13 protein-coding genes are annotated in these 13,342 nt (G+C 70.8%); 9 read left to right on the top strand and 4 right to left on the bottom strand.

From position 1 onward, the window contains the following. Positions 1-104: 104 nt before the first annotated feature. Together rho and OG496_RS07210 are read right to left on the bottom strand one after the other, a co-directional pair. The gene (gene rho / locus OG496_RS07215) at positions 105-1,244 is read right to left on the bottom strand and encodes a transcription termination factor Rho (RefSeq protein ID WP_405970074.1); all 1,140 of its coding nucleotides are present in this window, start codon (positions 1,242-1,244) and stop codon (positions 105-107) included. Positions 1,245-1,534: 290 nt separating this feature from the next. Further along, the gene (locus tag OG496_RS07210; protein WP_405970073.1) at positions 1,535-2,362 is read right to left on the bottom strand and encodes a class I SAM-dependent methyltransferase; all 828 of its coding nucleotides are present in this window, start codon (positions 2,360-2,362) and stop codon (positions 1,535-1,537) included. 167 nt (positions 2,363-2,529) lie between these two features. Here OG496_RS07210 and OG496_RS07205 point away from each other — a divergent pair, with 167 nt between their 5' ends. The 6 genes from OG496_RS07205 to OG496_RS07180 all read left to right on the top strand — a co-directional run bounded on the left by OG496_RS07205 (position 2,530) and on the right by OG496_RS07180 (position 7,719). Continuing rightward, a complete protein-coding gene (locus OG496_RS07205; protein WP_405970072.1) occupies positions 2,530-3,300 on the top strand; it encodes an SDR family NAD(P)-dependent oxidoreductase in 771 nt (256 codons plus the stop codon). A gap of 6 nt (positions 3,301-3,306) precedes the next feature. After that, positions 3,307-3,720 carry a VOC family protein gene (locus OG496_RS07200; protein ID WP_366495028.1) on the top strand — a complete coding sequence of 138 codons (414 nt, stop codon included), beginning with the start codon at positions 3,307-3,309 and terminating at the stop codon, positions 3,718-3,720. A gap of 11 nt (positions 3,721-3,731) precedes the next feature. After that, complete coding sequence (locus tag OG496_RS07195) at positions 3,732-5,264, top strand: MFS transporter (protein ID WP_405970071.1); 1,533 nt, start codon at positions 3,732-3,734, stop codon at positions 5,262-5,264. 150 nt (positions 5,265-5,414) lie between these two features. Further along, the gene (locus OG496_RS07190; RefSeq protein ID WP_405970070.1) at positions 5,415-6,128 is read left to right on the top strand and encodes a YciI family protein; all 714 of its coding nucleotides are present in this window, start codon (positions 5,415-5,417) and stop codon (positions 6,126-6,128) included. Next, positions 6,128-6,466: a YciI family protein gene (locus OG496_RS07185; RefSeq protein ID WP_399392954.1), complete on the top strand. Its 339-nt coding sequence runs from the start codon at positions 6,128-6,130 to the stop codon at positions 6,464-6,466. Before OG496_RS07190 ends, OG496_RS07185 begins: the two co-directional genes overlap by 1 nt. Beyond that, on the top strand, positions 6,463-7,719 hold the full coding sequence (locus tag OG496_RS07180; protein WP_405970069.1) for an RNA polymerase sigma factor: 1,257 nt from the start codon (positions 6,463-6,465) through the stop codon (positions 7,717-7,719). The genes OG496_RS07185 and OG496_RS07180 overlap by 4 nt, the downstream gene beginning before the upstream one ends. A 179-nt stretch (positions 7,720-7,898) precedes the next feature. Here OG496_RS07180 and OG496_RS07175 read toward each other — a convergent pair whose 3' ends face one another. After that, complete coding sequence (locus OG496_RS07175; protein ID WP_405976576.1) at positions 7,899-8,741, bottom strand: helix-turn-helix transcriptional regulator; 843 nt, start codon at positions 8,739-8,741, stop codon at positions 7,899-7,901. A 154-nt stretch (positions 8,742-8,895) separates the two neighbouring features. Here OG496_RS07175 and OG496_RS07170 point away from each other — a divergent pair, with 154 nt between their 5' ends. Continuing rightward, on the top strand, positions 8,896-9,855 hold the full coding sequence (locus OG496_RS07170) for an NADP-dependent oxidoreductase (protein ID WP_405970068.1): 960 nt from the start codon (positions 8,896-8,898) through the stop codon (positions 9,853-9,855). A gap of 10 nt (positions 9,856-9,865) precedes the next feature. Here the strand turns inward: OG496_RS07170 and OG496_RS07165 are convergent, their stop codons facing one another. Next, positions 9,866-10,348, bottom strand: a complete 483-nt coding sequence (locus tag OG496_RS07165) for a MarR family winged helix-turn-helix transcriptional regulator (RefSeq protein WP_405970067.1) — start codon at positions 10,346-10,348, stop codon at positions 9,866-9,868. Positions 10,349-10,476: 128 nt separating this feature from the next. Here OG496_RS07165 and OG496_RS07160 point away from each other — a divergent pair, with 128 nt between their 5' ends. Further along, the gene (locus OG496_RS07160; protein ID WP_405970066.1) at positions 10,477-11,442 is read left to right on the top strand and encodes a zinc-binding dehydrogenase; all 966 of its coding nucleotides are present in this window, start codon (positions 10,477-10,479) and stop codon (positions 11,440-11,442) included. Between the two features lie 55 nt (positions 11,443-11,497). Next, complete coding sequence (locus OG496_RS07155; protein ID WP_405970065.1) at positions 11,498-13,297, top strand: FAD-dependent oxidoreductase; 1,800 nt, start codon at positions 11,498-11,500, stop codon at positions 13,295-13,297. The last annotated feature ends 45 nt before the right edge of the window (positions 13,298-13,342 follow it).

The following is a 13,342-nucleotide window of genomic DNA, read 5'->3' as shown; positions in this document are numbered from 1 at the left end:
TGCGCTAGTGATTCGGCCGCGGGCCCGGTAGGGGCTGGTCGTGCCCACGCGGCGGAGCCGCACATCGACACGGCCCCGCGCCCCTTGAGGCATGACGGTCCCCGTCAGTTCGAAGGGAGCGTGGGCTGGATCTGGCGTAGGAACGTCGCGTTGTCCGGGGTTTCTCGCATCCGCTCCAGCAGGGTCTCCAGGCTGCCCTGGGCGTCCCTGTTCTGGAGGACGCGGCGCAGGCCCCGTACCGCCGTCAACTCGGCCGGGGTGAGGAGGAGTTCCTCTCGGCGGGTGCCGGACGGGGTGATCTCGATGGCCGGGAAGATCCGGCGGGAGGCCAGGTCGCGGCTGAGGCGGAGTTCCATGTTGCCGGTGCTCTTGAGTTCCTCGAAGTAGACGTTGTCGGCGAGGGAGCCGGTCTCGACCAGGGCGGTGGCGAGGATGGTGAGTGAACCGCCCTCCTCGGCGAGGCGTGCGGCGCCGAAGAACTTCTTCGGGCCGATCAGCGCGGTCGAGTCGACACCGCCGCTGAGGGTGCGGCCACCGGACGCGGCCGCGTTGTTGTGCGCCCGGCACAGCCGGGTCAGCGAGTCGAGGAGGATCACTACGTCCTCGCCCGCCTCGACGAGCCGCTTCGCCCGCTCGATCACGAGCTCGGCCAGCGCGATGTGCTGCTTGGGGGCCTTGTCGAAGGTGGAGGCGTACACCTCGCCGCGCACGGAGCGCCGCATGTCGGTGACCTCCTCGGGCCGCTCGTCGAGCAGCAGGACCATGAGGTGGGCCTCGGGGTGGTTGCCGGCGACGGCGGCCGCGATCTGCTGGAGCAGTACGGTCTTGCCGGTCTTGGGCGGGGCCACGATCAGCCCGCGCTGGCCCTTGCCGACGGGGGCGATCAGGTCGGCGACGCGTCCGGTCAGGCCGGCCGCCGGGTGTTCGAGGTGCAGCCGCTCACGCGGGTGCAGCGGGGTGAGGTCACGGAAGTGGCGTCGGCCGCGCAGTTCGGCGGGCGTGCGCCCGTTGACGAACGCGACCTCGGTCAGGGCGCGTTGCCCGCCGCGGACGCCTTCCACGAGGTCGCCCTTGCGCAGGCCGTGACGGCGGATCAGCGCGGGGGAGACCTGGAGGTCGGTGGGCGAGGGCTGGCAGTCCAGCGCTCGCAGGTGCCCCTTCCCGTTGCCGTCGATGTCGAGGACACCGGTGGCGGTCTGGATGCGGGGCTGTTCCTGTACTGGGGGTTCGAGTGTGGTGGTCATGATGGGTGGTCCTTTCAAGGACGGGATGCATGTGTCATGCGGAAGGAAGGGGGGAGAAGCCGCGGGCGGAGGGCGAACGAGCGCTCCTCGGGGCGGCGGGGAACATCACCTCGGGTACGGCGGAAAAACGCCGGTCACGAAGTGGTGTGGAGAAGCCGGTGTGCCGGTCGGAATCGACGGGCTGTTCGGCGGAAGAGAAGTGAATCCAGCACCGGCGCCCAGAACGGGGCGTGCACAAGTGCTGACCGCACCGTAGCACACCCGGTGCGGTTCTGGGTGTGACGCGGGGCTCAGCGACTCGCCAGGAGGCCGTACAGGAGGGGGATCCGGGGCTCGGGCAGTCGCCACCAGCCGGTCTCGGTCCGGGCCATCTGCGGCCAGCGCGGCCACGGCAGTTCGTCGCTCTCGCGAAGGCGCCGGATGTTCAGTCCCGCTGTCGTCAACGCGTTGATGACTTCGTCTATTCCGTGCATCCACTCGTAGCTGTCGGTCGCGCCCGCCACGGCCGGGCCGTCGGTGTACGTGAACGTCGCGTCCCGGTGCACCGGGCCCCCGCCGCCCAGGTAGTCGTGGCGCAGCAGCAGTTCGGGTCCTTCGCCCGGAGCCGCCTTCGGGCCCAGCGAGTTGAGCAGGGGATGGAACTCGACGATGTACAACAGGCCGCCGGGGCGCAGGAGTTGGGCGACCGTGTCCGCCCAGCGCGGTAGGTCCGGCAGGTAGCACAGGGCGCCCTTGCCGGTGTACACGACGTCGAACTGCCGTTGCCCCAGGGCCTCCACGGCGTCGTACACGTTCGCCTGTACGTAGCCGACGTCGAGGCCCGCCTTCGCCGCGATGTCGTTCGCGGCGGCGACGGACGCCTCGGAGAAGTCGAGGCCCGTGGCACGCGCCCCGCGCCGCGCGAACGCGAGGGTCTCGGTGCCGAGGTGACACTGGAGGTGCAGCACGTCACGGCCGGCCAGGTCGCCGAGGTCGTCCCACTCGAAGGCGGCGAACCAGCGGTCCGGGTCCGGGTCCCCGTCCAGGCCGTAGAACCGGCTGGCGAGGTGGACGGGGGTGCGGGCGTCCCAGTTCGCCTGGTTGGCGCGCATCAGCCGGGCCTGGTCGTCGGTGCTCATGGGGACATCCTGCCGTGAACCTGTGAGGAGTTTCCGGCTTCCCGCCTCATACCAGCCATACGAACCCCCGATGGCCCTTCGTCGACCCATTTCTTGTTCTCGTCAATGGCCGTACCTACGCTGCCACCACCGCACCACGGCGGCACGGGACAAGGGACTTGGCAATCATGGGTCGACTGGCCGGGAAAATCGCTTTCATCAGTGGAACGGGGGCTGGAATAGGGCGGGCCGCGGCGCTGATATTCGCGGCGGAGGGTGCCGAGGTCTTCGGTTGCGACATTGACGAGGAGAGTGCGGCCGAGACCGTGGCACTCGTCGAAAAGGCCGGCGGAACCATGCGGTCCCTGGCTCCAGTTGACCTGTCCACCCAGGGTGGCGCCCGGGAGTGGATCGAGGCCGGGATCGCGGCCTTCGGCGGGATCGACATCCTCTACAACAACGCCTCCGCGCTGCGGAACGGCCCGTTCGGGACGATGCCCGCCGAGGACTGGTACTTCACCATCAAGAACGAGCTGGACATCCCCTACTTCTGCACCCAGGCCGCCTGGCCGCACCTGATCGCGCGGGGTGGCGGGGCCGTTCTCAACGTCGCGTCCGTGGCCGCCGTACGCGGGGCGCCGTTCATGCCGATGGTGCCCCACGGGGCCGCCAAAGGCGGGGTGTTGGCGATGAGCCTGCACCTGTGCGCGGCCGGCGCCCCGCATCACATCCGGGTGAACACCATCGCGCCCGGCATGACCCGCACCTCCGCCACCGCGCCCTTCCTCGACGATCCGGCCGGTCCCAAGGCGCAGTTGGAGGCGCGCATCCCGGTCGGGCGGGTGGGGCGGCCCGAGGACATCGCACGGGCCGCCGCCTTCCTCTGCTCCGACGAGGCGGCCTTCGTCAACGGCGCCAACCTCATGGTCGACGGCGGCGACAGCGCGATGGCGGGCTGAGCCGCCGTGACCACCCGACTCGACCACGTGGGCGTCAACGTACGGGATCTGGCGGCCCAAGTCGCTTGGTACCAGGGCGCGTTCGGCCTCAAGACCGTCTTCGAGTTCCATCTCGAAGGGCCCGGTCTGAAGGGTGTCGTCCTGGAGCATCCGCGGGGCTGGCGCATCGAGTTGCTCGCCAGACCCGGTTCCACCCCCGGCCTTCGCGCGCCGGACCCGCTGACCGCCGCCCTCACCGAGGGATATGGGCACTTCGCGGTCACCACCCCCGAACTCGACCCCGTCCATGGCGCGTTGGTGGCCCATGGCGCCGGCGAGGTCATGGCACCCGGTCCGTCCCCCGAGCCCGGAGTGCGCATGGCCTGGGTCAGTGACCCCGAGGGAAATCTCATCGAACTCATAGAGAAAAACGCAGAGTGAGGGCACGCACGATGACGGATTCGACCTCCTTGAAAAGACTGGACCCCGGAACACTCATAGCATGCTGTCTCGCGGTCGCGGCGGCGCAGTTGTGCATTACCGTTCCCTCGCCCATCAACGGAGAAATTCAGGCCGCATTCGGCGCATCGGGTTCCCAGGTCGCCTGGGTCACCTCCGCGTTCATTCTTCCCACCGCGATTCTGGAACTGAATTTCGGTGTGGTCGGCGATCTCTTCGGACGCAAGCGGCTGTTGGTGCTCGGCGGGATCGTCCTGGCGCTCGGTGAACTCCTCAACTCCACCTCGCAGAACATCACCATGATGTGGACCGGGCAGGCCCTGGCCGGCATCGGCGCCGCCGCCCTGTTCCCCAGCTCCCTCGCGGTCATCGCGGCGGCCACACCCGACGGCAAGGACCGGGCGAAAGCCGTCTCCACCTGGGCCCTGTCGATCTCGCTGGCCTCCGCGCTCGGCCCCCTGTCCTCCGGGATCCTCGCCACGGTCGCCGACTTCCGCTGGGCGTTCGTGCCGCCGGTCGTTCTCGGTCTCGTCGTCGCGGTCACCTCGTGGAAGCTCGTCACCGACTCGAAGGCGCCCGAGGGCCGCGCGCTGGACTGGCCCGGGCAGATCACGATCGCCGTCGGCCTGACCGCCCTGCTCTGGGGCATCATCGAGGGCGGCGACCGCGGCTGGGGCAGCGCGGCGATCGTCGGCTCGCTGGCCCTGGCGGCCGTCGCGCTCGCCGGGTTCATCGTCGCGGAGACCCGCGCGGCCTCCCCGATGTTCAACCTCGACCTGCTGAAGATCCCCTCGTTCGCGGCGGCGGCCGTCGTCGCCCTGGCCGGCATGTTCGGCTTCATCGGCACCGCCTACTGCGTCTCGATCCGCCTCGGCGCGGTGATGCACCTCAGCGCGCTGCGGGCCGGAATGCCGTTCGTGATCCTGCAGTTGATCCCGCTGCTGCTGGCACCGGTACTCAGCCGGATGCTCACCAGGATCGACGCCCGCTGGCTCCTGATGGGCGGCCTGCTGCCCATGGCCGCCGGACAGTTCTGGATCGCCGCACTGCCCATCACCACCACCTCCCTCGCCGCCTTCATCGGCCCGGTGCTGCTGCTCGGCATCGGCTTCATCTGCGTGGTGTCCTCGCTGACCTCCGCCGCCGTGAACGCCGTACCGATCAACATGACCGGCATGGCCAGCGGCGCGACCAGCCTGGTCCGCGAGTTCGGCCAGGGCCTCGGCCCGGCCGTGATCTCCACCATCGCGATGAGCCTCGCGTCCTCCGCGCTCGTCGGCAAGCTCAGCGGGGCCGACGCCGGCATGGAGAAGGCGGCCGGTCCCCTTGCGGTCGTCAACGCGGGCAGCGCCCAGGCCAAGGCCGCCGCGCAGACCGCGCTCGGCCACGGCATGGCCATCGGCGTGGTGATCTGCGGCTGCGCCTCGCTGCTGGGCGCGATGGTCACCCTGCTGCTGGTGCGCAAGAACACCGAGCGCGCGGCTGTGGGGGCGGGGGAGCCGTCGGTGCAGGCTGCCACCGCGTGACAGGTACGTAGTTACGGAGAGGCCGGGGCCGGTGCCCCGGCCTCTCCGTGTTGTTTCTTGGATCCGTGTTTTTTCTCGGCGGGGTGTCGATCCGGTTCGGTCGCGTTCGTCGGTGGGGTGTAGGAAGCTCATCGAGGACCGGGAGGACCCATGAAATACATGCTGCTCGTGTGCGGCGACGACACCGCCGACGGCTCCGGGATGGCACCCGTGGAACCCTGGGTGGAGGAGCTGGGCGACCGGAACGTACGGCTGCACGGGCACCGGCTCGCGCAGGCCGCCGACGCCGTCACCGTGCGGGTGCGCGGCGGGGAGGTGCTGCGTACCGACGGGCCGTTCGCGGAGACCAAGGAGTACGTCGCCGGGTTCGACATCCTGGAGTGCGACACCCTGGAGGAGGCCGTCGAGGCCGCCGCGAAGCACCCTGTGGCCACCATCGGAGCCATGGAGGTCCGCAAGTTCTGGGACGACGAGGACGCCGAGGCGGAGATCCGCGTGCTCGACGCCGAACTGACCGACGCGGTCCGTGAGCGGGACGTCGATCGCGCGCTGGCCTGCTATGCACCCCGTGCCGAGGTCTTCCACCTCGCCGACGGCCACGAGCGGCAGGGCCTCGACGCCCACCGCAAGGCACTGCAGGACCTGTTCGCGTCGGTCACCGGGCCGGTGACCCGTGACGTGCGGGCCTTGCGCATCCAGGTGGACGAGAGCATCGGCTTCTCCCACTCCCTCGTACGCCTGACCGGCACCCGCACCGACGGCACCCCGCTCGACGAAACGCTGCGCGTGACCACCGGCTACCGCGACGTAGGCCTGCGCCGACTGATCACTCATGAGCACGCCGTGTCCCTGAAGGGGGCGTGATGAAGTACGCCCTGCTGTTCTGCTCCCCGGTCGGGGACGAGGAACAGAGCCCGGCGGAGCATGCCGACGACCCGCGTTTCGCCGCCTACTTCGAGCAGGCGCGGGCGGGCCGGGTCACCGGAGGTGCACGGCTGCGGCCCTCCACGGACGCCACCACCGTGCGTGTCCGGGGCGATGAAGTGCTGCTCAGCGACGGCCCGTTCGCGGAGACCAAGGAATATCTCGCCGGCATCGCCTTCATCGACGTCGCGGATCTCGACGAGGCGATCGCCCTGGCCGCGAAGCACCCGGCCGCCTCCGACGGCGGCTCGGTCGAGGTGCGGCCGGTCTGGGAGTGAACGTGCCGGACGTCGAGGAGGCGGTCGCCGCCGCCTTCCGCGAGGAGTGGGGCCAGGTCGTCGCCACCCTGATCCGGGTGACCGGCGACTGGGACCTCGCGGAGGAGTGCGCGCAGGACGCCTTCGCCCAGGCACTCGACCGGTGGCGGCGCGACGGCATCCCGCGCCGCCCCGGCGCCTGGCTGACCACGACCGCCCGCAACCGCGCCCTCGACGTCCTGCGCCGGGAGGCGGTCGGGGCGGCGAAACTGCGGGAGGTCGCGGTGTTGGGGCGCGATGAGGGACCGTACGACCCGGAGTACGACGGCGACGGCAGCGGCGTCGAGGACGACCGGCTGCGGCTGGTCTTCACCTGCTGCCACCCCGCGCTGCCCATCGAGGCCCGGGTCGCCCTGACCCTGCGCACGCTCGCGGGCCTGACCACCCCCGAGATCGCCCGCGCCTTCCTCGTCCCCGAGGCGACCATGGCGCAACGGCTCGTACGCGCCAAGAAGAAGATCCGCAACGCCGGTATCCCGTACCGCGTGCCGCCCGCACATCTCCTGCCCGAGCGCACGACGGGCGTCCTGGGGGTGGTCTACCTCCTCTTCAACGAGGGCTACGCGGCCACCTCAGGCGCCGAGTTGGTGCGGACGAACCTGTGCGCGGAGGCGATCCGCCTGGCACGCGTGCTCGCTCGCCTGATGCCGGACGAGCCCGAAGTCCTCGGCCTGCTGGCCCTGTTGCTGCTGCACGACGCCCGGCGTGGCACGCGTGTGGACGCGGCGGGGGAGTTGGTGACTTTGGAGGACCAGGACCGTACGGCATGGGACCGGGCCGAAGTCGACGAGGGCGCCGCCCTGCTGGAGACCGCGCTGCGCCGGGGCCGCCCCGGGCCGTACCAGATCCAGGCCGCGATCGCAGCCTGCCACACCACCGCGCCCACGGCCGAGGACACCGACTGGGCCGATATCGCGGGCCTGTACGGCGAGTTGGAGCGCTTCGTGCCCTCCGCGGTGGTGCGCCTGAACCGGGCGGTGGCCGTGGGTATGGCCCAACACCCGGACGCGGGGCTGGAGTTGGTGGCCGAGTTGGAGCGGTCGGGCGAACTGGCCGATTACCACCTGCTGCCCGCGACCCGCGCCGATCTGATGCGCCGCAGCGGTCGTACGGCGGAGGCTGCCGTCGCGTACGAACGGGCCCTGGAATTGGTGGAGAACGCGGCGGAGCGAAGGTTTCTGGAGCGGCGGCTCGCGGAGTGTCGATCCGTGTAGGGGGCGTTCGTCGGTGGGGTGAAAGCAGCCCACGACACCGGAGGTTCCGATGACCGCCCTCGCACTCCTGCGCCGCGCACGGCAGATCCTGGCCCGACTGGCGGCCGAGGAGCCGGAACCCGGTACCCCTGAGGTCTGGCTCGCGGGGCTCCGGCTGGGCGGCTGACCGGGGGGCGTCCTCAGGGGGCGTCGAGCAGACCCGCGAGGAGTTGGAGTCGCTCGGCGTCGAGGCTGCCTTCGGCCGCGGTGCAGACCATGAGCGCGGGGCCCGGGTTGCCGGGTATCGGGTAGGCGTCCCAGTCCAGGTTGAGTTCGCCGACCCGGGGGTGGTCGAGGCGCATCTGGCCGCGGGTCGGTTCAGCCACGTCGTGGAGGGCCCACAGGGCCGCGAACTCGTCGCTGCGGACGGCGAGTTCACCCACCAGCTCGACGGCGCGCGGGTTCCCCGGATCGGCGGCGACCTGCGTCCGTAGCATCCCGATCAGCTCCGCGACGGTGGCCGCCCGGTTCGGGCACGTCCGGTCGGCCTGGGGGTGCAGGAACAGCGCCAGCATGTTCCGTTCCTTCTGGGGCTGGCGGGTGAAGTCGCCCAACAGGGCGCCACCGAGCGGGTTCCAGGCCAGCACGTCCAGGAAACGGCCGACGACCAGAGCGGGTGCGGTCATGCCGTGGAGCAGTCGTAGCGTGGTGTCCGGTACCTCCTCGGGCTCGTACGAACGCGGCAGTTGGGCCGGGGTGCGCGCGGCGGCGGCGAGGCTGTGCAGGTGGCGGGTCTCCTCGGCGGAGAAGTTGAGGGCGCGCGCGAGGGCGTCGAGGACCTGTTCGGAGGGGCGTACGTCGCGTCCCTGCTCCATGCGCTGGTAGTAGTCCGAACTCACTCCGGCCAGCAGGGCCAGTTCCTCGCGGCGTAGTCCGGCGACGCGCCGTCGCGGGCCGGGCTCCAGGCCAACGTCCTCCGGCCGCAGCCGAGTTCGGCGGGTGCGCAGGAAATCCGCGAGTTCGCGTCGGGGGTCGTCGCTCATGGCGAGGGAGGAGTCGGTCACCGCGTCAGTATGCCGTCGGCGCGGCCCGCGAGGGTGGGTCTGCCGGACCCAGGAATAGGAGAACGACCGCGATGTCGCGTGCGGGGTCCACCATCGGATCAACCACACAGCGGGCCACGGAAGGAACAGCGACATGAAGGCCGTTCAGATCACGAGTTTCGGTACTGCGGACGTTCTGCGGGTCAATGAGGTGGATCGTCCTGCTCCCGGCTCGGGTGAGGTGCTGGTGTCGGTCGAGGCCTCCAGCGTGAACGGGCACGATGTGATCGTCCGGTCGGGGGAGTTGAAGATGGTGTCGGGGCGCCGGTTCCCGATCGGTGTGGGGCTGGACTTCGCCGGCGTCGTCGCCGCGACCGGCGCCGGTGTCGAGGGCTACCGGGTCGGGGACCGGGTGTGGGGCATGGTGCACCCCCGGCAGAAGCACTCCGTCGCCGGGGCGGCCGAGTACGTCGTGGTCTCCGCGGAGCGCATCTCACACGCCCCGGCGGACCTCTCCTCGGTCGAGGCGGCCTCCCTGGTGGTCGCGGGCTCCACGGCGCTGATCGCGCTGCGCGACAGTGTGCGCCTGGTGCCCGGCGAGAAGGTCCTGGTCCGGGGCGCGGCCGGCGGAGTCGGCACGGCCGCCGTGCAGTTGGCGCACGCGATGGGCGGCCATGTGACCGCGCTGGCCCGCGACCGCCACGCCAAGATCCTCACCGACCTCGGCGCCGACGAGGTCCTGGACTACGGCTCCACCACCTCGGACCAGATCGGGCCGTTCGACGTCATCGTCGACACCGTCGGCACCGAACTCCACTGCTACCGCGGCCGGTTGGCCAAGGGCGGCCGGATGGTCACCGTCGGACTGTCCCCGTCCGCCATCGCCGCCATCGCCGCGTCGAGCGTGCACGGCTCCCGCCGTATCCGCACCTTCAGCGCCAACCCCGAGACCCCCGTGCTGCGCGACGTGGCCGACCGTGTCACCTCGGGCGCGCTGCGCCCGGTGATCGACAGTGTGTACCCGCTCGCGGACATCGCCGCGGCGCACCAGGCGTTCGAGCGCGGCGGCGTCGTGGGCAAGCACGTGGTGACGGTGCCGCGCAGCTCCGTCTGACGGAGTCCGGTCAGCGCGGACCGGTGCGCAGGTCGATGCCACGGTCGTGGGCGTCGGCGGTCACGATCCGCGTCGCCATCCGCGACAGCCGCTTCCGGTCGGTTGCGGGAAGCGGCTCGACACACCTCTCGATTCGCTCGGCGAACTGGGCGGCGACCTGCTCCACGAGCTGTCGGCCGGCGTCGGTGATCGACACCTGGAACGAGCGGCGGTCGACGGTGCTGGGCGTGCGGGTGACCAGGCCCCGGCGCTGGGCGCGGTCGACGAGGCCGGTGATCGAGGACTTGTCGAGGCCGAGGTGACGGCCGAGTTCGTTCATCGTCGGCTCGCGGTCCCGCAGTATCCCGAGCAGCCGCGTCTGGGTGATCGACAGGTCGTGCTCCCCGGCGAGCTCGGCCAGCGCGTTCTGCACGAGGAACGAGAGCTGGGCGAGGGCGTCGACCAGGCCGAGGTCCTCGGCCGGCGGGGGCGGGGTGTCGTGCGCTGAGGTCATGTCCCCGATTCTACTTGCAAAGGTACGTGGCACCTACTAATTTGATTGGTGTCACGTACTAAAACCTACGCGGCGCCTACCAAATCTGTCGCGTCCTGTGCCCTGAATCCGAGCCGAGGAGACCTCTCATGGACATCCGCGCCGCCGTCGTCCAGTCGTACGGCACCCCGCCCCGCTACGAGCCCTTCGACCTGCCCGCGCCGACCGACGAGGACCAGGAAATCGTCGACGTCCTCGCCGTCGGCCTGCACCCCCGCGTCCGCACCGGCGCGTCGGGCGACCACTACACCAGCACCGGCAAGCTGCCGATGGTGCCGGGTGTCGACGGGGTCGGCCGGCGGGCGGACGGTCGCCTGGTGTACTTCGTCGCCGACGACGAACTGGCCGGCCCGATGGCCACCCGGACCGTCATCGACAGCCGGCACAGCATCCCGCTGCCCGACGGCGCGGACGTCGTGAAGATCGCCGCCGCGATGAACCCCGCCATGTCGTCCTGGGTGGCGCTGCGCCGCCGCGTCCCCATCGAGGCCGGGCAGTCGGTGCTGATCCTCGGCGCCACCGGCAACGCCGGCCAGATGGCCGTCCAGGTCGCCAAGCGGCTCGGCGCCGGGCGGGTCGTCGGAGCCGGACGTGACCAGGCCCGCCTGGCGGCCCTGCCCGGAATCGGCGCGGACGCGACCGTCGCGCTCACCGACGACGCCGACGCCACCGCGACGGCGCTGGCCAAGGAGGCCGCCGAAGTCGACCTGGTCATCGACTACTTGTGGGGCAAGCCCGCAGGTGACGCGATCATGGCGCTGCTGCGGGCCCGCGCCGACCGGAGCCGCGCCCTGAACTGGATCCAGATCGGCGCCATGGCGGGCCCGACCATCGAACTCCCGTCAGTGGCACTGCGTTCGGCGAACTTCCGGCTCCAGGGCAACGGCCAGGGAGCCGTGTCGACCAGGACGTACCTGGAGGAACTCCCGTCCCTCGTCGAGGAGATCGAGAGCGGCGGCATCGCGGTCACCGCCAAGGCGGTGCCCCTCGCCGACGTCGAGAGTGCCTGGAACGCGCCCGAGGTCCCGGGCGTACGCACCGTCCTGGTGCCCTGAACTCGCCCCGACCGTCACGCAGTTCGTACCGGAATCACCCAAGGAGCCTAGAGCCATGTCCCCCACCACAGACACCGACGTCATCATCTGCGGCACCGGCGCGGCCGGTCTGACCCTCGCTGTCGACCTCGCCCGCAGGAACATCGCCTTCCTGCTGATCGACAAGGCGCCGCAGCCGTTCGTCGGCTCCCGCGGCAAAGGGATCCAGCCCCGCAGCCAGGAGGTCTTCGAGGACCTCGGCGTGATCGACCGGATCGTCGCCTCCGGCGGTGAGTATCCCGTCCAGCGCATCTACACCGCCGACGGGCCCATCGACCAGGTCGGCGTGGAGATGTCGGAGCCGACGCCCGAGGAGCCGTACCAAATACCCTTGCTCGTCCCGCAGTTCCTCACCGAGCGTCGGCTGCGCGAACGCCTCGCCGAACTCGGTCACGCCCCGCACTACGGCCACGAACTCGTCGGCTTCGACCAGGACGGCGACGGCGTGACCGCGCGCATCGCCACCCCGGACGGCGAACAGGCCGTACGGGCACGGTACTTGATCGGTGCCGACGGCGGATCGAGTTTCGTCCGCAAGACGCTCGGGATCGGCTTCCCCGGCAAGACCCTCGGCGTACGGGCGATCGTGGCCGACGTGTACGTCGACGGCGTCTCGTCGGACGCCTGGCACCGGTGGGGCGAGGACACCGCAGGGCAGGTCTCGATGTGCCCGCTCTACGGCACCGACATGTTCCAGCTCCAGGCCCCCGTGCCCTTCGATGTCGACCTGGACCTCTCGGCCGAGGGGCTCACCGCCTTCTTCCGCGAACGCACCGGGCGCGACGACGTCGTGATCCGCTCCGTGTCCTGGGCGTCCGCGTTCCAGATGAACGCCCGCCTGGCCGACTCGTACCGGCGGGGGCGCGTGTTCCTGACCGGGGACGCGGCGCACTGCCATCCGCCGACCGGCGGGCAGGGCCTCAACACCAGTGTCCAGGACGCCTACAACCTCGGCTGGAAGCTCGCCGCCGTGCTCGACGGCGCCCCGGAGTCACTGCTGGAGACGTACGAGCAGGAACGCCGGCCCATCGCCCAAGCCGTCCTCGGCCTGTCCGAGAAGCTGCTCGAAGCGGCCAAGAACCGTGACATCCACCGGGGCCGCGAGGTCAGCCAACTCGACCTCGGCTACCTGAACTCGCCCCTGTCACTGCACAGTTCGGCTCGCGACAAGGGCGTACTGGCCGGCGACCGCGCGCCCGATTCGCCGGTCACCGGCGCGGGCGGCCTCCCCACCCGCCTGTTCAGCCTGTTCCAAGGACCCCACTGGACCTTGCTCGGCCACGAGGTCGACGGCACCTCGGTCCCGGCAGCGCGCGCCGGCCTGCACATCCACACCATCGGCACCCGGGGCGACATCGTCGACAGCGGCGACCGTGTCCAGAACGCCTACGGACTGTCCGCCGAGCAGTGGGTGCTCGTCCGCCCGGACGGATACGTCGCCGCCGTGGTCGACACCGCCGAACTCGCCGCCGTAGAAGCCTATTTGGACACCGTCGGCGTCCGCCCCCTCGCGGCGACGCGACCCACCACCACGGAAGCGAGCACCGACATGCCCACGGAGACCTCTGCCGACAGCACCGGCACTCCCCGTACCCGACGGGAGCACCGGCAGGCCCGAAGCGCCGCCGAGCAGCGGCTCGCCACCGCCCAGCGCGAACTCCACCAGCTCTCGCGCCAGGTACAGCGCGACCTGCGCAGCGTCCGACGGCACGGCGAGACGACCGCCATCGTCGCCCGCTCGAACTTCGCCGAACTCGCGGTCAAGAGCATCAACCGGCTGACCGCCAACTTCCGCACCGACCGCACCGATCAGTAGCGCCTCGCTCTTCACCCACGACGGCCGGTGTCGCCCAGGACGCCG

Source organism: Streptomyces sp. NBC_00988 (assembly GCF_045162645.1).
Taxonomy (GTDB): Bacteria; Actinomycetota; Actinomycetes; order Streptomycetales; family Streptomycetaceae; genus Streptomyces.
Note: the sequence above shows the minus strand (reverse complement) of the source record. Positions and strands in the feature narration are given on the sequence as shown.